Below are 20,212 nucleotides of genomic sequence, written 5' to 3'. Positions count from 1 at the left end.
TTCTCGATACGCGTCGCCACCGCGTGTCGGCGCTACCCGGCGGCGGAAGGGCTACTGGTTGCCGATCTTCTTGTCGAGGTTCTCGCGCACGCCGTCGATCTTCGCGTCGTGCTCGTCGGGGGTGATCTTCTTCACGCCCTCGGCGAGGCCGCCGAGGATCTTGTCGCTGACGTTCTCGGCCTGCTCGCTCTTCAGCGCCTCGTCGATCTTGTCCTTGTTGTCGGCGATGAAGTCCTGTGCCTTCTTGCCGAGGTCGTCCAGTGCACCCATCGAAGCTTCCTCCCTCGCATCACGCGATGACGAAACGGCGTCATCGGCCACATGCTAGGGCGTCGGATGTCTCGCCTGGAAGGGGTTGCCACCCGCCGAGTCGACCGCGGGTTACCGCTCCGGCACGTGCAACCGCGCCAGGAACGCGTCGGCGCCGCGCGGGACGCGCCCGCGGTCGAGGCGGGAGACGAGGACCGTGACGGCGATGGCGATCGGCACGGTCCAGGCCGCGGGTTGCTCGACGAACGGCGACAGGCCGGGCGCGGCGGCCGCGACCGCCGGCACCGCGAGGATCGCGATGCCCGAGAGCAGCGCGCCACTGACCATGCCCCAGATCGCTCCGCGTGCGGTGAGCCCGCGCCACCAGATGCCGAGCAGCAGCACGGGGCAGAGCGTCGAGGCCGTGAACGCGAATACGAGACCGACGCTCCCGGCGAGGCCGGCGGGCTCGGTGAGCAGCGCGACCCCGAGCGGGACGAGCGACGAGATCACCGCGGCGACGCGGAAGCCGCGCACGCTTCCGCCCATCAGGTCCTGGCTGATCACGCCCGCGAGCGAGACCACGAGTCCTGACGAGGTCGACAGGAACGCCGCGAACGCGCCCGCGATCACGAGTGCGGTGAGCAGCTGACCGACCGGGCCCGGCACGAGCCGGTCGGGCAGCACCAGGATGAGTGCGTCGGCCTCGCCCGGCACGGCGAGGTCGGGCGCGAACGCTCGCCCGAGCAGACCGAACGCGGTCGGGAACAGGTAGAACACCGAGAGCAGGCCGAGCACGATGAGGGTCGTCCGTCGTGCCGCCGGGCCATCCGGGTTGGTGTAGAACCGCACGAGCACGTGCGGCAGGCCGAGCGTGCCGAGCAGCAGCGCCACCATGAGCGAGATCGTGCGGTACGCGTCGAGGGACCCCGGCCCGGCCGACGCGGGGAACGCGGCATCCTGCGCGAGCTCGGGCCGCGGCTCGCCGCCCCCGATGACGAGCAGCACCACGACGACGGGCACGGCGAGCGCGGTGAGCTTCAGCCAGAACTGGAACGCCTGCACGAACGTGATCGAGCGCATGCCGCCCATCGCGACCACGGCGGCGACGATGACCGCCACGGCGAGCGAACCCACCCAGGATGGCAGGCCGGTCGTGATCCGCACGGTGAGGGCCGCACCCTGCAGCTGGGGCACGATGTAGAACCAGCCGATCACGATGACCAGCGTGCTCGTGACCCGCCGCACCGCGACCGAGTCGAGGCGCGCCTCGGTGAAGTCGGGCACGGTGTACGCCCCGGATCGTCGCAGCGGTGCCGCGACGAAGAGCAGCAGCATGAGGTATCCGGCCGTGTACCCGATCGGGAACCACAGCCCGCCCGCGCCCGTCAGCAGGATCAGCCCGGCGACGCCGAGGAACGAGGCCGCCGACAGGTACTCGCCGCCGATCGCGGATGCGTTCCACCACGGACGCACCGTGCGGCTCGCGACGTAGAAGTCGCCGGTGGTGCGCGATACGCGAAGCCCGTAGAACCCGATCAGCGCGGAGGCCACCGCGACGAGCGCGATCGCGGTGTAGCCGATGACCGGGTTCACGAGTCGTCCGCGAGCGATCGGTACCGGGTCTCGTTGCGGGCCGCCGCGCGCACGTACAGCGCCGCGATCGTGAGCGCGAGGGGATAGACGCCGATCGCGAGCAACAGCCATGACACCGGGACGCCCGCGACGAAGGTGTCGTCGAGTGCGGGCGCCCAGACGATCGCGAGCACGAACAGGGCCGTCGCGATGACGAACCCGCCCGCGCACACGAGCGCGAGCCGCAGCTGCGAGCGGATCAGCGAGCGTACGTACACGCCCGGGACGTCGGTCGCATCGGTCGCGCCGGGTCCGCGGGCCGCGGTCCGCGAGCGGGCGGCGGATGCCGCGCCGGCCACATATGCCGATTCCGGCATGCCGGCCCGGCCGAGCGTGACGGCATCGCTTGCGACGGTCGGTTCGTGCGAGGCGATCGGTCGTGGCGCGGTGACCCGGACGCGGGCGGGCGGCGCGGGTGCAGGTGCAGGTGCAGCAGGGGTATCCGCGTCATGCGCCCCGGTCGGCTCGCCGCCGAGTGGGGTGCCACCGGCCGGCGAGGCATCCGGTTCGCCGTCAGGCGCATCCGGCCCGCCATCGCGCGCATCCGCGTCCGTCACGGCCGCACCCGAAGCGTCGTCGACTCCAGCCGCTCGCGCAGGGCGGGCAGCAGCCGGCGGCTCACCGGCAGCTCGGCGCCGCCGACGGTCACGCTCGCCTGGTCGGCCCCGAGCCGCACGCGGGTAACGTGCCCGAGCGCGACGAGGTAGGAGCGGTGCACGCGCACGAACCCCGCGTCGGCCCACTGCCGTTCGAGGTCGGCCATGGGCACGCGCACGAGGTAGCTCGCCTCCTCGGTGTGCAGGCGGGCGTAGTCGCCCTGCGCCTGCACATACCGCACGTCGTCCCGGCGGATCATGCGTGTCGTGCCGCCGAGGGTCACGGCGATGGTCTCGGGCTGCCGCGGCGGCGCCGGCTCGGCGGTCGCGCCGGCACGCAGGTTCTCGACGATGCGGGACACCGATCGCTGGAGACGCTCGGTGCGCACCGGCTTCAACAGGTAGTCGACCGCTGCGAGATCGAAGGCCTCGAGGGCGCCCTCTTCGTCGGCCGTGACGAACACGAGCGCGGGCGCGCGCTCGAAGCGCTGCAACGCGCGGGCGAGATCGAAGCCGTTGAGACCCGGCATGTGGATGTCGAGGAAGGCCGCGTCGACGGGCTCGCGCGTGAGCAGCCGGATCGCCTCGGAGCCCGAGGACGCGACGTGGATGACGCCGACGCGTGGATCCTGCCGGAGCAGGAAGGCCAGCTCGTCGATCGCGGGTTGCTCATCGTCGGCGATGAGGACGGAGATCACCGTTCGATCCTTCCATCGGGGGCGTGGCGCGGCTGCGATTTCGGCACCCGCATGCGCACGAGCGTGCCCGCGCCGACGTTCGTCTCGACGACGAGGCCGTGCTCGTCGCCGTAGACCTGCCTGAGCCGGGCGTCCACGTTGCGCAGGCCGACGTGCTCGCCGGCCGCACCGCCCGCGAGCGCGCGTTCGAGCGCGGCCGGATCGATGCCGACGCCGTCGTCCTCGACGCTGAGCTCGGCATACGCCCCGGAGTCGACGGCCGTGATCGAGATGCGCCCGCCGCCCTCCTTCGACTCGAGCCCGTGCCGTACGGCGTTCTCGACGAGCGGCTGGATCGAGAGGAAGGGCACGACCGTCGAGAGCACCTCTGGGGCGATCTGCAGGGTCACGGTCAGGCGTTCGCCGAACCTGGCGCGCTCGAGCCGCAGATAGCTGTCGATCGAGCGCAGCTCTTCGGCGACGGTCGTGAAGTCGCCGTGACGCCGGAACGAGTACCGCGTGAAGTCGGCGAACTCGAGCACGAGCTCGCGCGCGGTCGCCGGGTCGGTGTTGATGAACGACGCGATCGCGTTCAGCGAGTTGTAGATGAAGTGCGGGCTGATCTGGGCGCGGAGGGCGCGCACCTCGGCCTCTGCGAGCGCGGCGCGCGACGCGTCGAGCTCACCGAGCTCGACCTGCGCCGCGACCCAGTCCGCGACCTCGCCGGTGGCGCGCACGAGCCCGGCCCGGACGGTCGGCTCGAACGCGACCACCGCGCCCACGGCGCGGCCGCCGACGCGGACGGGTGCGGCCGCGGCATCCGATTCGCGACGACCCGAGCGGATGCCTCGCCGGATCTGCGGCCGTCCGCTCGCGGTGACCTGGGCGGCGAGCTCGGCGGCCGCCGAGCGCATCGCGTCGTCGCCGTCGAGCGCGACGCCGCCGGCGCGATCGACGAGCGCGACCCCCTCGCTCCCCAGCAGGGTGCGGAGGTGACGTACGGCTCGTGCCGCGTCGGGCTCTCCGAGCCCGTTCCGCAGGTGCGCCGCGGCGCGCGACGCGAGATGCAGGGTCCGGTACGTCGCGCGCTCTTCGTCGGTGCCGAGCTCGCGCGAGGCCAGCACGATGCGCCGGAGCAGGACGACCAGGCCCACGGCGAGTGCACCGGCCACGACACCGCCTGCGGCGGCGAGCAGCATCGACTCGGGCATGGTTCAACGCTAACCGTCGTTCGTCGGGCCTCGGGCACCGTTCGTCGCACCATGCCCACCGCTCACCGACGACGAGTGGTGCCCACCCGCGGTGCAGGCGACCGCATCGGCACGATGGTGCGAACTGCAGACGCCCGACTCGCGCGTCGTGCAGCGACCATCGAAGGAGATGTCATGGGCAACGACGCCCTGAGTGCGGGACGTGCCACCCTCGAGCATGTCGACTACCGCGCCGTGCAAGAGTCCCCGGAGTTCCAGCAGCTACGGCGCAGGCACCGCCGCTTCGTCTTCCCCGTGCTGGGCGCGTGCCTCGTCTGGTACCTCGCGTACGTGCTGCTCGCGGTGTACGCGCACGACCTGATGTCGACGCGTGTCTGGGGGAGCGTCAACCTCGCCATGGTGCTCGGGCTCGCCCAGGTGATCACCACGTTCGCGGTGACGACCTGGTACGTGAGCTTCGCGAACCGGCGGCTCGACCCGCTGGCCGGGCAGATCCGGGACGAGATCCTCGCGGACGACTTCGACACGCGGGCGCACCCCGAGGCGAAGGACGGTGGGCGCTGATGCTGCGATTCGAACAGGCCGCGGCGACCGCGCCCGGCGAGCCCTGGCTCAATATCGCGATCTTCGGTGCGTTCGTCGCGATCACGATGGTCATCGTGTTCCGGGCGAGCCGCAACAACAAGACCGCCGCCGACTACTACGCCGCGGGCCGGTCGTTCACGGGCGGCCAGAACGGGTCGGCCATCGCGGGCGACTACCTCTCGGCCGCCTCCTTCCTCGGCATCGTCGGCGCGATCGCGCTGACCGGATACGACGGGTTCCTCTACTCGATCGGCTTCCTCGTGGCCTGGCTCGTGGCGCTGCTGCTCGTCGCCGAGCTGCTGCGCAACACCGGCAAGTTCACGATGGCCGACGTCCTGAGCTTCCGGCTCAAGCAGAAGCCCGTGCGTATCGCGGCGGCGACCACCACGCTCGTCGTCTGCTTCTTCTACCTGCTCGCGCAGATGGCGGGAGCCGGCGGTCTCGTGTCGCTGCTGCTCGGCATCGGCGACCAGCTCGGCCAGGCGCTCGTGATCACGGTCGTCGGCGCGCTCATGATCCTCTACGTGCTGATCGGCGGCATGAAGGGCACGACCTGGGTGCAGATCATCAAAGCCGTGCTGCTCATCGCGGGCGCCGGCGCGATGACGATCTGGGTGCTCGCCGTGAACGGATTCGACTTCTCGGCGCTGCTCGACAAGGCCGTCGCTGTCGCTGAGAACCCGGCGATCCTCGACCCGGGCCTGAAGTACGGCGTCTCGGAGATCGCGAAGGTCGACTTCGTGTCGCTCGGGCTCGCGCTCGTGCTGGGCACGGCTGCGCTGCCGCACGTGCTCATGCGGTTCTACACGGTGCCCACCGCGAAGGAGGCTCGCAAGTCGGTCGTGTGGGCGATCTGGCTGATCGGCATCTTCTACGTGTTCACGCTCGTGCTGGGCTACGGCGCGGCTGCGCTCGTGGGGCCCGCGGTCATCTCCGCTGCGCCCGGCGGCCCGAACTCGGCGGCGCCGCTGCTCGCGTTCGAGCTCGGCGGTCCGCTGCTGCTCGGGTTGATCTCGGCGATCGCGTTCGCGACGATCCTCGCGGTGGTGGCCGGTCTCACCATCACCGCGGCGGCGAGCTTCGCGCACGACATCTACGCGTCGGTGGTGAAGAAGGGCAAGCCCGAGCCGGGTGCCGAGGTGAAGGTCGCGCGCCGCACGGTCGTGATCATCGGCGTCGTCGCGATCGTCGGCGGCATCGGCGCGAACGGGCAGAACGTCGCGTTCCTCGTCGCCCTCGCGTTCGCGGTGGCCGCGTCGGCGAACCTGCCGACGATCGTGTACTCGCTGTTCTGGAAGCGGTTCACGACGCGGGGCGCGCTGTGGAGCATGTACGGCGGGCTGATCTCGGCGATCGTGCTGATCGTGTTCTCGCCCGTCGTGTCGGGGTCGGAGGCGTCGATGCTGAAGACGGACGCGATCGACTTCGCGATCTTCCCGCTGTCGAACCCGGGCATCGTGTCGATTCCGCTGGCGTTCTTCCTCGGCTGGCTCGGCACCGTGCTGTCGAAGGAGAAGGAGGACCCCGCGAAGCAGTCCGAGATGGAGGTGCGCTCGCTCACGGGCGTCGGCGCCGAGGGCGCGACGCAGCACTAGCGCCCCGCCGCCCGGAGACGAACTTCGGCCCGGCCCCCCGCATCGCCTGCCCGGGGCCGGGCCGAAACACGTCTGCAGTCAGTCCGAAGGCGTCCCGCGCGTCACGCCATGATCTGCGCGCAGGCTCTCCCGCACCACACAGATGAAATCGATCAGGGCGATCATGAAGACGGCGACCGAGATCGCCGAACACACTCCGAGGACCACCCAGATCTGCGCCTCAGTCATCTCGATCGTCGCCCGTGTGTCAGCCGCGGTCGAGCCCGAAGGTGCGCTTCACCAGGGCCTGGACATCGCGATCGAGTCCGTCGATCCGAGAGCTCACTCCCTTGATCTCTTCACGAACGCCGCGGATCTCTGCTTGCACGATGCGACTTTCGGCGTGGACGGCGCGAACAAACGCCATCGATACGATCGTGATCATCCCGACCATGAGGGTCGTGAATGCGCCGATCACCGTCCATATCTGAGGTTCTGTCAACTCGATCACCTTCCCATTCTTGTATATCGGGAGGGAGTCTGCCAGCGCCGACGGTAAGGGTGTAGAGAACCGGCCCCGAACCGTGGAGAACGAGTACCACGCGCGTGCTGTGCAGAAGCGATATCGCCCCGGCTCACATGTTGATCATGTGGCCGGTGAGGCCGTGGAAGGCCTCTTGCAGCGCCTCCGACAGCGTCGGGTGGGTGTGCACGTTGCGGGCGAGCTCGAGGGCGCCGAGGTCCCACTTCTGCGCGAGCGTGAGTTCGGGCAGCAGCTCAGAGGCATCCGGACCGATGAGGTGACCGCCCAGCAGCTCGAGGTGGTTCGCGTCGGCGACCAACTTGACGAAGCCCACCGGGTCGCCGAGGCCGTTGGCCTTGCCGTTCGCGGTGAACGGGAACTTCGCGACGACCACGTCGTAGCCCTCGTCGCGCGCCTGCTGCTCGGTGAGCCCGAAGCTGGCGATCTGCGGCGAGCAGAAGGTCGCGCGCGGCATCATGCGGTAGTCGCCGAGTTCCATGGTCTCGGCGTCGCCGATGGTCTCGGCGGCGACGACGCCCTGCGCCTCGGCCACGTGCGCGAGCATGAGCTTCGCGGTCACGTCGCCGATGGCGTAGATGTGCGGCACGTTCGTGCGCATGCGTTCGTCGATGCCGATCGCGCCGCGCTCGGTGAGCTGCACACCGGCCTGCTCGAGCCCGAAGTCCTCGACGTTGGGCGCGAAGCCCACGGCCATGAGCACGCGGTCGACCTCGAGCGAGCCGGGCGTGCCGTCGGATCCGGTGTACGTGACCGTCACCGACGACCCGTTGTCGGTCACCGTCTCGACCTTGGTCGACGCGAGGATCGGGATGCCGAGGTTGCGGTACTGCCGCGTGATCTCCTTCGACACCTCGACGTCCTCGTTCGGGAGCGCCCGGTCGAGGAACTCGATGACTGTGACCTCGACGCCGTAGTTGCGCAGCACATACGCGAACTCCATGCCGATGGCGCCGGCGCCGACGATCGCGATCGACTTCGGCAGGTCGCGCGTCAGGATCTGCGTCTCGTACGTCACGACGTTGTCCGAGAGCTGCACGCCGGGCAGCAGGCGCACCCTCGAACCGGTCGCGATGATCGCGTTGGCGAACGTCACGGTCTCGGTCGTGCCGTCGGCCTTCGCGACGTCGATCGTGTTCGCGTCGCGGAACGTACCGCGCCCGTCGAGCTCGGTGATGCCGTTCTTCTTCATCAGGAAGTGCACGCCCTTGACGTGCTTCTCGGAGACCTGCCGGCTGCGGTCGAACGCCGCCCCGAAGTCGAAGTGCACGTCGCCCGAGATGCCGAAGGTCGCGGCCTGGTCGTGGAAGATGTGCGACAGCTCGGCGTTGCGCAGCAGTGCCTTCGAGGGGATGCAGCCCACATTGAGACAGACCCCGCCCCAGTACTTCTCCTCGATGACCGCGACCTTCTGGCCGAGCTGCGCGGCGCGGATGGCGGCGACGTAGCCGCCGGGGCCCGCGCCGAGAACGATGACGTCGAAGTGGCTCATGCGGGCCAGCCTAGGCCGGTCGGTCGGCCCGCGGCAGGGGCGGCCGGATGTCTCGGGCAGTGGTCCGGCTCAGTGCGCGGTCGGTTCGCAGTTCGCCAGATCGGTCTCGGCGAGGGGTTTGCCCTCTTCGGTGACGTACGTCACGAGCAGCACAAGGTCCTGGTCGCCCTCGTTCATCCCCTCGTGCACGTAGCCCGCGCCCTCGACGACCGAGTCGCCCGCCTCGTAGATGTGGACGCCGTCTGGATAGATGGGCGCTCGATGCGTGAACTCGCCGGACTCGACGACCGCGATGAGCTGGCCGTAGTGGCAGTGCAGGCCGGTGCCGGCGCCAGGGGCGATCGTGATCCTCCGGTACGTGACCGCGACCGGCCCCGCAACGTCGACCTCGACGGTGGCCTCGGTCTCGCCTGCGCCGAGCTCTTCGACGGTCACGGGTGACGGCGGGGTCGTGGCGGGGGCGGACGTCGTGGCCGGGCCTGCGGTGTCGGCCGCGGGGGTGGCGGGAGTCGTGGCGCAGGCGCTGAGCGTCACGGCTGCGGCGAGCCCGGCGAGTGCGGTGAGGCCGGCGATGCGGAGGCGGCGTCGCCTCGATGCATTCAGGGAAGGCATGGCGCGAACCTAGCGGAGAACGGGGGTCGCCGTCCGATTCGACGCGATCGACGCGTTCGCCTGCCGACGACCGGCGGATTCCGGACAACGTGCCGGCGGGGGCGAGCGGGTGTCGGCGGCCGGTCCTAAGCTCGGGCCGTGAGTGAACCGCGCACGTTGCAGCAGACCCAGCCCGGGGCATCCGCCACCAAACCTGGACCGGTCTCTGCGTGGGTGCAGTTCCTCGCGATGGGGCTGGTCTGGGGTGCGAGCTTCCTGTTCATGAAGGTCGCGCTCGATGGGGTGTCGTTCGGTCAGGTCGCGTGGTCCCGAACGGTGCTCGGCGGGCTCGCACTCGGCCTCATCGTGCTCGTGACCCGGCCGCACGTGACGGCGCCCGACGGCACTCGCGGGCCGGTGCTGCCGCGAGAGCCGATCGTGTGGGTGCACTTCCTGGTGGTGTCGCTGACGACCTGCGTGATCCCCTACCTGTGCTTCGCGTGGGCCGAGCAGTACGTCTCGTCGAGTCTCGCGTCGATCTACAACGCGACCACGCCGATCATGACGGCGATCATGGCGACGTTGGTGTTCCGCGTCGAGAAACTGGGTGCGAGCCGGTGGTTCGGCGTCGGGCTCGGCATCCTCGGCGTGCTCGTGGTCATCGGGCCGTGGCAGCTCGCGGGCCTCACGGGCAGCCTGGCCGGGCAGATCGCGTGCCTCATCGCGACGCTCTGCTACGGCATCACGTTCGGGTACCAGCGCCGGTTCCTCAGCCAGCGGCCGATCGCGCCGGCGACGTTCGCGTTCCTCTCGATCGGCACCGCCGCGGTCGTCATGCTCGTGCTCACCCCGGTGCTCGCGCTCGAGCCCGTCACGCTCACGTGGCCGATCGTGCTCTCGCTGCTCGCCCTCGGCGTGCTCGGCACGGGCCTCGCCTACATCTGGAACATCAACGTGTTGCGCGCCTGGGGGCCGACCGGCATCTCGACCGTGACCTACGTGACGCCCGTCGTCGGCGTCGCCCTCGGCATGGCGATCCTCGGTGAGCGGCTCTCGTGGCATGAGCCCGTCGGCGCCCTGGTCGTGTTCCTCGGCATCCTGTTCGCCCAGGGCCGGCTCCGGCTCGGGCGGCGCGTGCCGGCGTAACCCTCGCGCCCCCTCGTCCGCCCGCCCGCGCCCGCGCCCGCCCGCGCGCGCCCGCGCGCGCCCGGGCCCGCCCGCGCCCGCCCGCGCCCGCCCGCGCCCGCCCGCGCCCGCCCGCGACCCGCCCGCGACCCGCCCGCGACCCGCCCGCGCCCGCCCGCGACCCGCCCGCGACGCGCCCGGGCCCGCCCGCCCGAATTTCCTTGCTCAGGAACTTCGCGCTGCCGCGCGGCGTGTTGCACACGCCGACACGGCGAGTCGTGCAGATCTTCCTGAGCAAGAAATTCCGGCCGAGGCCCCGAAACGGACTTGACAGTGCCATCGTCGGGGTGGTTGGTTAGTTACACAAGTAATGAACCAGCGAGGTTCGAACCGGTATGTGAAGGCGGGCATGGACGAATCACGACCGATCTTCATCCAGATCGCGGAGCAGATCGAGAACGACATCATCGACGGGAGCATGCCCGAGGGCACCCAGATCCCGTCGACGAACGCGTTCGCGGCCTTCCTCCGGGTGAATCCGGCAACCGCACTGAAAGGGGTGAACCGCCTTGTCGACGACGGCATCGTGGAGAAACGACGGGGGATCGGCATGTTCGTGACCGTCGGGGCCAGGGACCGGCTCGTCGAACGGCGGCGTGCCGAGTTCAGTGCCCAGTACATCCGACCGCTCATCATCGAGGCCGAGAAGCTCGGCATCGACATCGACCAGCTCGCGGGTCTGCTCCGCGCCGAAAGGATCGAATCATGACCGCCACCGTCGTCCGCGTGGAGGGGCTGACCAAGCGCTACGGCTCGTTCACCGCCCTCGACCGCGTCGGCTTCAGCCTCGAGGAGAACCGCATCTACGGCCTGCTCGGCCGGAACGGCGCGGGCAAGACCACGATCATGCAGCTGCTGACCGGCCAGCTCTTCGCCGATGGCGGCACGCTCGACGTGTTCGGTCGCACGCCGGCCGAGCACGCCGATGTCCTACGCAAGGTCTGCTTCATCGCCGAGTCCCAGCGCTACCCCGAAGACTTCACGGCCGCGCACGTGTTCAAGGCTGCGCCGTGGTTCTTCGAGAACTGGGACCAGGAGTTCGCCGAGCGGCTCATCGCCGACTTCCGGCTCCCGGTGAAGCGCCGCATCAAGAAGCTGAGCCGCGGCCAGCTCTCGGCGGTCGGTGTCATCGTCGGCCTCGCGTCGCGCGCCCCGCTGACCTTCTTCGACGAGCCGTACCTCGGCCTCGACGCGGTCGCGCGGCACATCTTCTACGACCGGCTGCTCGAGGACTACGCCGAGCACCCGCGCACCGTCGTGTTGTCGACGCACCTCATCGACGAGGTCGCGAACCTCCTCGAGCACGTGATCCTCATCGATCAGGGCCGCATCCTGCTCGACCGCGACGCCGACGAAGTGCGCGGTTCGGCGACGACGGTCGCCGGCCCGAAGGCCGCGGTCGAGCAGTTCACGGCGGATCGGCCGGTCATCGGCCGCGAAGGCCTCGGCGGGCTCGCGTCGGTCACGATCGACGGCCGGCTCGACCAGGCCGCGCGCGTCGAGGCCGCCCAGCTCGGCCTCGAGCTCGCGCCGGTCTCGCTCCAGCAACTCATCGTCCACCTCACCGGCACCGATCTCGCCGGTTCGTCCGAACAGGAGGCCGCAGCATGACCGCCGTCGCCACCGCGCCCGTCGCCACCTCGACCTCGCGCGTCCGCCCCAACGAGCTCTGGCGCATCATCCGGCTGCACGCCGTGAACCCGTCGGTGTTCTTCGGCATCCCGTGGATCATCCTCGGCGTGGCCTGGGCCGTCACCATGGTGATCGCGCTCATCATCCGCGGGGCCGGCGGCGCCGGCGCGGACATGACCGAGGGCTTCGGGTACAGCTGGGCGGTGCTCTCGCCGCAGTGGTACCTCGTCGTCGTCGGGGTGCAGGCCGTCGCGTACACCTTCTCGTTCGCACTCGGGTTCGGCGCGACGCGCCGGGACTTCTGGCTCGGCACCGCGCTGATGTTCCTGTTCGTGTCGTTCGAGATGGCCGTGGCGATCGCGACGCTCGTGCAGATCGAGCTCGCGACCGACGGCTGGGGCATCGGCGCGGCCATGTTCAGTTCGCTCTGGTACGGCCAGGAGGGCTGGCTGGTCGACTTCTATACGACGTTCGCGCTGCAGCTGCTCGTGCTCTTCATCGGGGCGAGCGCGACCACGGTGTACATGCGCTGGCGCACCCGCGGCATGCTGATCGTCGCGCTCGCCGCGGTCGTCCTCGTGCTCGGTCTCATCGCCATCGCGTCCTTCACCGACTCGTGGGTCGGCGTGTTCACCTGGTTCGGCAGCATCGGGGTCGTGGGCGTGTTCACGATCGTGCTGGGTCTCGCGGCGTTCTTCGCGGTCGCCGGCTTCCTCGTCATCCGGAGGGCCACGCCCCGCTGATCCTGCGGGCACAGTCCGCGGCGCGGCATCCGTCCCCCCAAGGCGGATGCCGCGTCGCTTCACGCATCCCGCCCACGTCCCGCTTTCACGATGGAGGTCGTTTTTCGTATGGGAGGTCGGTCAGGACCGACCTCCCATACGAAAAACGACCTCCATCGCGAGGATGCGGGGATGGGGAGGGGATGCGGGCAGGTCATCCTGCGGGATGACGGATGCTCCGACGGTTCATGCTCCGGCCCGACGCGCCGCCCGCGGGCGGCGCGCGAGGCTTGCGAGCATGAGTTCTTACGTGCTCGAGGCCGCCGGCCTCGTGAAGTCCTTCGGTTCCACCCGTGCGCTCGACGGCGTCGACCTCTCGGTGCGCCCGGGCGAGTCCGTGGCCATCATGGGCGCGTCGGGTTCGGGGAAGACGACGCTGCTGCACTGCCTGGCGGGGATCGTCGCGCCCGACGCCGGCACGGTGGCCTTCCGGTACGGCACGGCTCGCACCGAGGTCACCGCACTGTCCGAGCGTGAGCGCTCGCGGCTCCGCCGCGAGGCGTTCGGCTTCGTGTTCCAGCAGGGCCTGCTCATCCCGGAGCTCACGGCGTCCGAGAACGTCGCGCTCGCGCTCATGCTGAACGGCATCCCGCGGCCGAAGGCCGAGGAGCACGCTCGCGGCTGGATCGCCGCGCTCGGGCTCGCGGGGCTCGAGGATCGTCGCATCGGTCAGCTCTCCGGCGGGCAGGCGCAGCGCGTCGCGATCGCGCGGGCCCAGGTCACGGGCGCTCCGGTGGTGTTCGCCGACGAGCCGACGGGCGCGCTCGACTCGGCGACCTCGGCCGACGTGATGCGCGCATTGCTCGAGTCGACCGTCGGGCAGGGGCGCACGCTCGTGCTCGTGACGCACGACGCGGGGGTCGCCGCGCGCTGTGCGCGCATCGTGGAGGTGCGCGACGGCCGGATCGTCGCCGAGCGGGCGGGGCACCCGGCGACGGGTCGCGAGGGTGGGACGGATGCCTCGGGTGGGACGGATGCCTCGGGCGCCGCGCCTGCCGTGAGCGCGACCGGCGAGGCGGTGCGCTTGTGATCGCGCGCGTGGCCTGGTTGCTCGCTCGGCCTGGCCGACAGGGGGTCGCGACCATCGCGCTCCCCGTGACGGCGTTCGCGATCGTGACCGCGCTGCTGCTCACCGTGCTCGGCGGCGCCCAGACGTTCTGGACGTGGACCGACGAACTCGCCGTGACCTACCAGGCGCTCGCGGTGATCGCGCTCGTGCTGCTCGTCGTGCCGCTCGCGTCGCTCGGCGGCTCCGCCGCCCGGCTGTCGGCCCGTCGTCGGGACGACCGGCTCGCGACGCTCCGCCTGCTGGGCGCGACGCCCGCGACGGTGTCCGCCCTGGCCGTCATCGAGGCCGGCGTGCTCGCCGGCATCGGTGCGCTCGTCGGGGTCGTGCTCTACGCCGCGCTGCTGCCCGCGCTCGCGCTCATCCCGTTCCGCGGGCAGGCGCTCGGCATCGAGGGGGTGTGGCTCGGAGCATCCGTCGCCCTCGTGCCGCTCGGCGTGACCGCGCTCGCCGTGGTGAGCGCCATCGTGAGCCTCCGCCGCGTCGTGATCTCGCCGCTCGGCGTGCGCACCAAGCAGGAGGCGCCGCGTCCGCACTGGCTGCGCATCGTGATCGGCCTCGTGGTCGTCGTGCTCGCGTTCGGCGCCATGGCCGCGCTGCAGGTCGCGCCGACCGTGCTCGTGATCCTCGGCATGCTCGCCGCCGCCTTCGGCGGCACGATCGCCGTGCTGAACCTCATGGGTCCGTGGATCCTGCGGCTCGTGGCATCCGCCCAGGTGAAGCGCGCGAAGACGACCGCGCGCCTCATCGCGGCACGTACCGTGCTCGAATCGCCGAAGGCGGCGTGGCGTCAGGTCTCTGGGGTCGCGATGACGAGCTTCATGGCGGTGTTCGCGGGGTCGGGGGTCGCCGTGCTCGACGTCATGGGCACGGACGCGGGAGATCGCGTGTCGATGCTGCTCATCGAGGACATCCGCACGGGCATCCTCATCACGGTGATCGGCTCGTTCCTCATGGTGGCGTGCTCGGTCGGGGTCAATCAGGCGGCCGGCGTGCTCGACCGGCGCGACGTGTACCGGTCGCTCGGCCTGCTCGGCATGCCGATCTCGACCATGGACGCGGCCCGCCGCCGAGCCGTCATGTCGCCGCTGCGGATCACCGCGATCGGCTCGGCCGTCGCGGCCGCGATCGTCATGCTGCCGCTCACCGGTATCACGCTCATCGTCGCCCCGCTCTCGCTCGTGGTCATCGCGGCCGTGCTCGCGGCCGGCATCGGCGTCGTCTGGCTCGGGCTACGTGCGACCCGTCCAGTGCTCGAACGGGCCGCCTCCGACTCGGCGCAGGCGGTGGTGACGTAGCCACGGCTGACACCTGCGCCGGTGTGTTGCGCTCGGCCTGCTCGTGCGATCCGGTGCGTGCTCGCCACGGCGACGACGGGTCGACCGTGCGTTCGGGTCCGTGCTCTAGGGTCGAAGGCATGAGTGCCATCGACGACCGCGACGCCGCGATGTCGGAGCTGCTCGGCATCCGCTCGAGCATCGACAACATCGACGCCGCCCTCATCCACCTGCTCGCCGAACGGTTCAAGTTCACGCAGCAGGTCGGGCGGTTGAAGGCGACGCACGGGCTGCCGCCGAGCGATCCCGATCGCGAGAAGCGGCAGATCGCGCGCCTGCGCGCGCTCGCCGAGGACGCGCACCTCGACCCCGCGTTCGCCGAGAAGTGGTTCAACTTCGTCGTGGCCGAGGTGATCCAGCACCACGAGGAGCTCGCCGGCAACGGCCGTGGCTCGGAGCGCGCCGAGGGCCTGTGAGCATGGTGGTGCTGTGAGCATGGTGGTGCTGTGAGCATGGTGGCGCTGTGAGCTGGGTGGCGCTGTGAGCATGGTGGCGCTGTGAGCTGGTACCCGGCTCCGCTGCCCGACCAGACCGGGCGCAAGTTCCTCGTGACCGGCGCCAACGCGGGCCTGGGGTTCTTCACCACTGCGCGGCTCGTGGGTGCGGGCGCGCAGGTGGTGATGACGGGGCGGAGCCGTGAACGCCTGCAGACCGCGGCCGATGTGATCAACGCGCGGGTGGCGCAGGGCGTGCGTGCGGGCGAGGCCGGAGGGACCGCGACCACGCTGGTCATCGACCAATCGTCGCTCGAGTCGGTCGCGGAGGGAGCGGCCGAGGCCGCCTCGCTCGCGGGCGGGGTGCCGTTCGACGGGTTCGTGCTGAACGCCGGTCTCGTGCACACGCCGGCCCGCCGCGAGCTGAGCGTCGATGGCAACGAGCTCGTGCTCGCGACGAACGTGCTCGGCCATTTCGCGCTGCTCGCGCGGCTGCTCGGGAGGCTTGGAGCCGATGGTCGGGTCGTGTCGCTCGGGTCGCTGTCGACGCAGCTGTCGACGTTCCGCGTCGACGACCTGCAGCTCGAGCGCGGGTACGACCTCTGGCGCGCGTACGCCCAGTCGAAGATCGCGTCGCAGTCGATCGCGTTCGAACTCGACCGGCGGCTGCGTGCCGCCGGGTCGAGCGTGCTGAGCGTGGTTGCGCATCCCGGATATTCGATCTCGGGCCGCACGCCGTTCGTGCCGGGCGTCAACGAGCCGTCGCGCGGCAGCCGGTTCGCGGACCAGTTGCAGGGGCTCTGGGCGCAGGGCAAGCACCGCGGCGCCGAGCCCGTGCTGCACGCGCTCACGGCGCGCGACGTCGAGGGCGGTCAGTTCTGGGGGCCGCGGTTCCGCACCAAGGGCGAGCCGGTGCTCGCGAACGCGACGCGAGTCTCGCGGGATGCGGGGATCGGTGCGCGCGTGTGGGCCGTCGCAGAGCAGGCGACGGGCGTCCCGTTCGACGTCGCGGCGATCGCGCCGCGGTGAGACCGCTGCTGAGCGGGCGGTGAGCGGGCGGTGAGCGGGCGGTGAGCGGGCTGTGAGCGGGCTGCAGTGAGCGGGATCGGGCCGAAGGTTCGCCTCGTGATCGCGCGCGTGCTCGTGATCGCGGGCGTGCTGTGCGCCGTGATCGCCGTGGCCGCCGGGCGGTGGGGACTGCTCGTGGTGGCACTGCTGCTCGTCGGACTGGGTGCTGCCGCTGGGAGGCGTCGGCGCTGAGCGGGCGCGACGGGGTTGATCGGGCGCGACGGCGGCGCTGAGCGGGCGACCCCGGCGTTGATCGGGCGCGACGGGGTTGATCGGGCGCGACGGCGGCGCTGAGCGGGCGACCCCGGCGTTGATCGGCCGCGACGGCGGCAGCGCCGCTGCGTCGGCGGCGGGAGCCACTCGGGTGCGACGGTGCCGGCACATCGCGCATCTCCGTGGCATCCGCCGTTCGTCTGGCCTCTATTCCGACCGCGCTGAGCATGCTAGAATACTGGAGTTGCATGCACGCGGCGAATGGAGTACCGGTGAAGACGACGGTGGGCGTGAAGCGGCTCAGTGCGGTGATCGGAGCGATGGCGCTGCTGCTGGGCGCGAACGCGGTTGCGTCGGTGAGCGGGCCTGCGTCCGCCGCGCCGGTGGCCGCGGAACACGTGGCTCCGCAGGAGGCGGAGGCTGCGGAGACGGCGGGCGCCGCACAGACGTCGACGCTGCCGGCCGACACCGGCATCACCGTTCCGGGTGGCAAGAACGAGGTCGCGGCCGATGTGCTGGGGCTCGGTTACGAGCAGGTCGTACGGCTCAACGAGTCGAAGGTCGAGGTGGTCGAGCCGGTCAGCCGCGGCTCCAAGGTGCTGAAGTCGTTCGAGGTCGGCGCGAAGCAGGCATGGCCCACCTACGGCTTCGGCCTCCCGCTGTTCTACGGCGGCACCAATATGACCACGAAGGTCGTCGGGCACAGCGCGACCCGCGTGGCCGTGGCCGGCCGGCACATCTACGTCAGCAATCTGCTGACCAAGACGTCGTTCGACCCATGGGGCAAGGCGGTCATCGAGGCCGACGGCTCGACGCTCACCAGGTACACCGCCACCGGCATGTTCGTCGATCAGCGGAGGCTGCCGGCCGACTTCGCGATCATCTCGCTGGACGGGGTCGTCTGGAACGGCGAGGAGTATCTCGCGTTCGGGCTCAACAAGTACGGCGTCCGGATCGTGAAGCCGGCGGTCGACGGCAAGCCTGACGGCATGCCAGACGTGCAGGAGCTGCTCACCCACTGGAAGGGTCCGGACCGGCCCGGGGGCGTGGTCGAGCGCGACCAGATCATCGAGGTCAAGTTCGGAACCGACACGGACGGCCGGCTGCTCGTGGCGATGGGTGCGGTGACGCAGGAGATGCCGGCGCTCGCGGTGCACTACGCTCTCTCGGGCGCTGAGCTCTGGACGAAGAACTTCCGCCCGCACCAGCTCGGCTGGGAGTGGCCCGAGGTCGTCGCGTTCGGCGCGCTCGGCGCCGAGGGTCGGCCGCACGTCGCCATGGGCTGGCCCACGCAAGGCCGGGTGAGCTTCATGGATGCGGAGACCGGTCAGGAGAAGGGCTGGCTCGACGGCGGTGTCGTGAGCGTGATCCGCTTCTTCACGGACGCCGCGGGGGAGCATCGGGTCGGCATTCGTCGCGGCGTCGGCATGGAGTTCACCTCGCATGTCGCGCGGCTCGACGCCGGCGGTGTGCCGGCGTTCACCGAGAACGGAGGAGCGGGGGATCTGGAGTGGATGGTGCCCGGGTACCGGCCCGTCTCGCTGCAGGTCGAGAATCGGTCGCGCGCCGAGCTCAGCTTCAAGACCTACTCGGGGTCGACGCGCACACGCGGCTGCTGGTACGGGTCCGAGCTGAAGGGTGCGGCACCCGCGGTGCCGAAGCAGCCGGTGCGGATCGCGCCCGGTGCCAACGCCGGGCCCTACACGTCCGCCTGGCGGACCGTCGGCGAGCAGTGCTACTCGTCGGATGTGGGCGTCGTCTATCTGCAGCTCGACCTGCCGGGCGAGCCGGGGCACCGGCGCATCGTGCAATTGCAGGGCGACAAAGACGGTGTCCGCATCAAGGAGCAGGTCGGCGGCGACCGGCTCTCGGTGCGCGTCGAGCCGCGCAACGCCTCCGTCGACGGCCTGTACGGAGCCCGTCTGGTCGTGACCGACACCTACGCCGCACCGACCGTCGCGGGCACACCGAAGCTCGAGGGGGCGCGGCTCACGCCGGCCCCGGCCGAGGGCCGGCAACCGACCGACAAGGTCGACGACCCGTCGCGCCCGGTCCACCGGTTCACGGTCTCCGACGTCAGCTGGACGGTGCCGGGCGCCGCGAGCGGCCTGAGCGAGGCCGTGCTCCCGCTGCCCTTCGCCGAGGGGTCCGTCGACGGGCAGACGTGGCACCGGCTGGGTACGGTCGCCTCGCCGCTGGCGCCGACCCGTGACGGCGACCGCGTGACGATGGGGCAGGGCGTGTTCGATTGGCAGACCCCGCCGGGTGCCGCGAACGACTACCGGTATCTCCGCGTGAACGCCGGTGGCGCGATCTCGAACGTCGTCGATCTCGTGGGGCTCCCGGTGCCGCCTGCGGCCGACCTGGTGCAGGGCGTCTCGATGGTGGCCGACGGCGGCGCCCGGGCGAACGGGCTCGATCAAGCGCCCATGCGGGTCAGCCTGGTCGGCTCCGACCTCCGCGAGTTGGACGCGACCGCGCACGCCGAGCTCTACCAGCGCATCTATTACCGCGACGGCCTCACGAAGGCGCTGATCACGGGCCTCGGCGATCCGGCGGACCCGAGCCAGCTGGTCATGTTCTCGCTGAAGCCGGGGCAGTACGCCAACGAGAGCGCGTCCGCGTCGGCGACCACCTCGATCGGGGCGTACTTCTCGACCCGCTCGATGCAGCCCGGCCGCCAGGTGCGGGCCATGTTCAAGCACAATGCGGTCGGGCCCGATGCGTTCGAGGGCAGCGCTCCGCTCACCCCGATCACGAACTTCCTCGTTCCGAGCCGGGAGAGCTCCGGCGCTGCAGGAATCAGCATCGACACGTGCGCCGAGGGGCCCTGCGCGATCGCCGATCCGTCGGTTGCGCCCGTGTTGCACAGTCTGACCTCGACGAGTGTCAGTGTCCAGTTCCGAGCGATCGCGGTCCACGGCGGCGCGTCGCTGCCCCTGTCGGCACCCAATACGCCGGGTGAGGTGCTCACCGTGGCCGAGGACTCGTTCGAGATCTCGGGTAGCCGAGCGAGCCTCCGCAATCCGAGCGTGCTCGGGTACAACGCGACGATCTCGGGGCAGGTGATCAGTCATGGCGAACGCGTCGCTCTCGAGAACCTCTACGTCTGAAGCAGGGGGTCTCGCGATGAGGTCCGCGAACGGAGGCCGGCGCGCTGAGCGGGGCCCGCGCGGAATGCGGTGGGCGCGGTGGGTGACGACGGCCGTGAGCGCGGTTTCGCTCGCGCTCGCGGTCGGTGTGCCCAGTGCAACCGCAACGCCTGCCGCTCCGAACCCAGCCGCAGAGTCTGCGTCTGCGTCGGCGTCGACGTCTGCGGCTGCGGGGTCGTTGCCGTCGAGTGC

General features: G+C 70.7%; 21 protein-coding genes. 12 read left to right on the top strand and 9 right to left on the bottom strand.

Annotation, left to right across the window (positions count from 1 at the left end; translation table 11 throughout):
• Positions 1–51 precede the first annotated feature (51 nt).
• From QU602_RS16355 to QU602_RS16335, 5 genes are all read right to left on the bottom strand, one after another.
• Complete coding sequence (locus QU602_RS16355) at positions 52–270, bottom strand: hypothetical protein (RefSeq protein ID WP_308797517.1); 219 nt, start codon at positions 268–270, stop codon at positions 52–54.
• A gap of 111 nt (positions 271–381) precedes the next feature.
• Positions 382–1,845: a sodium/solute symporter gene (locus QU602_RS16350; protein WP_308797516.1), complete on the bottom strand. Its 1,464-nt coding sequence runs from the start codon at positions 1,843–1,845 to the stop codon at positions 382–384.
• The gene (locus tag QU602_RS16345; RefSeq protein ID WP_308797515.1) at positions 1,842–2,441 is read right to left on the bottom strand and encodes a DUF485 domain-containing protein; all 600 of its coding nucleotides are present in this window, start codon (positions 2,439–2,441) and stop codon (positions 1,842–1,844) included. The genes QU602_RS16350 and QU602_RS16345 overlap by 4 nt, the downstream gene beginning before the upstream one ends.
• A complete protein-coding gene (locus tag QU602_RS16340) occupies positions 2,438–3,178 on the bottom strand; it encodes a LytR/AlgR family response regulator transcription factor (protein ID WP_308797514.1) in 741 nt (246 codons plus the stop codon). The genes QU602_RS16345 and QU602_RS16340 overlap by 4 nt, the downstream gene beginning before the upstream one ends.
• Entirely contained in the window at positions 3,175–4,368 is a 1,194-nt protein-coding gene (locus QU602_RS16335) for a sensor histidine kinase (protein ID WP_308797513.1), read from the bottom strand. Before QU602_RS16335 ends, QU602_RS16340 begins: the two co-directional genes overlap by 4 nt.
• A gap of 174 nt (positions 4,369–4,542) precedes the next feature.
• Here QU602_RS16335 and QU602_RS16330 point away from each other — a divergent pair, with 174 nt between their 5' ends.
• Complete coding sequence (locus tag QU602_RS16330; RefSeq protein ID WP_308797512.1) at positions 4,543–4,932, top strand: DUF485 domain-containing protein; 390 nt, start codon at positions 4,543–4,545, stop codon at positions 4,930–4,932.
• The gene (locus tag QU602_RS16325) at positions 4,932–6,548 is read left to right on the top strand and encodes a solute symporter family protein (protein WP_308797511.1); all 1,617 of its coding nucleotides are present in this window, start codon (positions 4,932–4,934) and stop codon (positions 6,546–6,548) included. Before QU602_RS16330 ends, QU602_RS16325 begins: the two co-directional genes overlap by 1 nt.
• 78 nt (positions 6,549–6,626) lie before the next feature.
• On the opposite strand, the gene QU602_RS16320 is transcribed toward QU602_RS16325, so the two are convergent.
• The 4 genes from QU602_RS16320 to QU602_RS16305 all read right to left on the bottom strand — a co-directional run bounded on the left by QU602_RS16320 (position 6,627) and on the right by QU602_RS16305 (position 9,172).
• Positions 6,627–6,776, bottom strand: a complete 150-nt coding sequence (locus QU602_RS16320; protein WP_308797510.1) for a hypothetical protein — start codon at positions 6,774–6,776, stop codon at positions 6,627–6,629.
• A gap of 19 nt (positions 6,777–6,795) precedes the next feature.
• Positions 6,796–7,038, bottom strand: coding sequence for a hypothetical protein (locus tag QU602_RS16315; protein ID WP_308797509.1), 243 nt, complete (start codon positions 7,036–7,038; stop codon positions 6,796–6,798).
• A gap of 124 nt (positions 7,039–7,162) precedes the next feature.
• Complete coding sequence (gene lpdA, locus QU602_RS16310; protein WP_308797508.1) at positions 7,163–8,560, bottom strand: dihydrolipoyl dehydrogenase; 1,398 nt, start codon at positions 8,558–8,560, stop codon at positions 7,163–7,165.
• A 69-nt stretch (positions 8,561–8,629) separates the two neighbouring features.
• Positions 8,630–9,172, bottom strand: a complete 543-nt coding sequence (locus QU602_RS16305; protein WP_308797507.1) for a cupin domain-containing protein — start codon at positions 9,170–9,172, stop codon at positions 8,630–8,632.
• Positions 9,173–9,310: 138 nt separating this feature from the next.
• Between QU602_RS16305 and QU602_RS16300 the strand changes: the two genes are divergently transcribed.
• From QU602_RS16300 to QU602_RS16255, 10 genes are all read left to right on the top strand, one after another.
• The gene (locus QU602_RS16300; protein ID WP_373692843.1) at positions 9,311–10,297 is read left to right on the top strand and encodes a DMT family transporter; all 987 of its coding nucleotides are present in this window, start codon (positions 9,311–9,313) and stop codon (positions 10,295–10,297) included.
• A gap of 388 nt (positions 10,298–10,685) precedes the next feature.
• Positions 10,686–11,045, top strand: coding sequence for a GntR family transcriptional regulator (locus QU602_RS16295; protein ID WP_308797506.1), 360 nt, complete (start codon positions 10,686–10,688; stop codon positions 11,043–11,045).
• Positions 11,042–11,947, top strand: a complete 906-nt coding sequence (locus tag QU602_RS16290) for an ABC transporter ATP-binding protein (protein WP_308797505.1) — start codon at positions 11,042–11,044, stop codon at positions 11,945–11,947. Before QU602_RS16295 ends, QU602_RS16290 begins: the two co-directional genes overlap by 4 nt.
• On the top strand, positions 11,944–12,711 hold the full coding sequence (locus QU602_RS16285) for a hypothetical protein (RefSeq protein WP_308797504.1): 768 nt from the start codon (positions 11,944–11,946) through the stop codon (positions 12,709–12,711). Before QU602_RS16290 ends, QU602_RS16285 begins: the two co-directional genes overlap by 4 nt.
• 277 nt (positions 12,712–12,988) lie before the next feature.
• Positions 12,989–13,780, top strand: a complete 792-nt coding sequence (locus tag QU602_RS16280; RefSeq protein WP_308797503.1) for an ABC transporter ATP-binding protein — start codon at positions 12,989–12,991, stop codon at positions 13,778–13,780.
• 8 nt (positions 13,781–13,788) lie between these two features.
• Positions 13,789–15,114, top strand: coding sequence for an FtsX-like permease family protein (locus QU602_RS16275; protein WP_308797502.1), 1,326 nt, complete (start codon positions 13,789–13,791; stop codon positions 15,112–15,114).
• A 119-nt stretch (positions 15,115–15,233) separates the two neighbouring features.
• Positions 15,234–15,569: a chorismate mutase gene (locus tag QU602_RS16270; RefSeq protein ID WP_308797501.1), complete on the top strand. Its 336-nt coding sequence runs from the start codon at positions 15,234–15,236 to the stop codon at positions 15,567–15,569.
• A gap of 81 nt (positions 15,570–15,650) precedes the next feature.
• On the top strand, positions 15,651–16,616 hold the full coding sequence (locus tag QU602_RS16265) for an SDR family NAD(P)-dependent oxidoreductase (protein WP_308797500.1): 966 nt from the start codon (positions 15,651–15,653) through the stop codon (positions 16,614–16,616).
• Between the two features lie 66 nt (positions 16,617–16,682).
• Entirely contained in the window at positions 16,683–16,847 is a 165-nt protein-coding gene (locus QU602_RS16260; protein ID WP_308797499.1) for a hypothetical protein, read from the top strand.
• A gap of 293 nt (positions 16,848–17,140) precedes the next feature.
• Positions 17,141–19,981, top strand: coding sequence for a hypothetical protein (locus tag QU602_RS16255; protein WP_308797498.1), 2,841 nt, complete (start codon positions 17,141–17,143; stop codon positions 19,979–19,981).
• The last annotated feature ends 231 nt before the right edge of the window (positions 19,982–20,212 follow it).

It is taken from the genome of Agromyces protaetiae (assembly GCF_030866785.1).
GTDB lineage: Bacteria > Actinomycetota > Actinomycetes > Actinomycetales > Microbacteriaceae > Agromyces > Agromyces silvae.
The sequence above is the reverse complement of the archived record's forward strand: the minus strand, read 5'-3'. Positions and strand labels throughout refer to the sequence as shown.

What these genes read in the sequence shown, in the direction of transcription:
- QU602_RS16355 (WP_308797517.1), bottom strand. Translation starts at nt 270, where the DNA reads ATGGGTGCACTGGACGACCTCGGCAAGAAGGCACAGGACTTCATCGCC.
- QU602_RS16335 (WP_308797513.1), bottom strand. Translation starts at nt 4,368, where the DNA reads ATGCCCGAGTCGATGCTGCTCGCCGCCGCAGGCGGTGTCGTGGCCGGT.
- QU602_RS16330 (WP_308797512.1), top strand. Translation starts at nt 4,543, where the DNA reads ATGGGCAACGACGCCCTGAGTGCGGGACGTGCCACCCTCGAGCATGTC.
- QU602_RS16325 (WP_308797511.1), top strand. Translation starts at nt 4,932, where the DNA reads ATGCTGCGATTCGAACAGGCCGCGGCGACCGCGCCCGGCGAGCCCTGG.
- QU602_RS16320 (WP_308797510.1), bottom strand. Translation starts at nt 6,776, where the DNA reads ATGACTGAGGCGCAGATCTGGGTGGTCCTCGGAGTGTGTTCGGCGATC.
- lpdA (WP_308797508.1), bottom strand. Translation starts at nt 8,560, where the DNA reads ATGAGCCACTTCGACGTCATCGTTCTCGGCGCGGGCCCCGGCGGCTAC.
- QU602_RS16305 (WP_308797507.1), bottom strand. Translation starts at nt 9,172, where the DNA reads ATGCCTTCCCTGAATGCATCGAGGCGACGCCGCCTCCGCATCGCCGGC.
- QU602_RS16295 (WP_308797506.1), top strand. Translation starts at nt 10,686, where the DNA reads ATGGACGAATCACGACCGATCTTCATCCAGATCGCGGAGCAGATCGAG.
- QU602_RS16290 (WP_308797505.1), top strand. Translation starts at nt 11,042, where the DNA reads ATGACCGCCACCGTCGTCCGCGTGGAGGGGCTGACCAAGCGCTACGGC.
- QU602_RS16285 (WP_308797504.1), top strand. Translation starts at nt 11,944, where the DNA reads ATGACCGCCGTCGCCACCGCGCCCGTCGCCACCTCGACCTCGCGCGTC.
- QU602_RS16280 (WP_308797503.1), top strand. Translation starts at nt 12,989, where the DNA reads ATGAGTTCTTACGTGCTCGAGGCCGCCGGCCTCGTGAAGTCCTTCGGT.
- QU602_RS16270 (WP_308797501.1), top strand. Translation starts at nt 15,234, where the DNA reads ATGAGTGCCATCGACGACCGCGACGCCGCGATGTCGGAGCTGCTCGGC.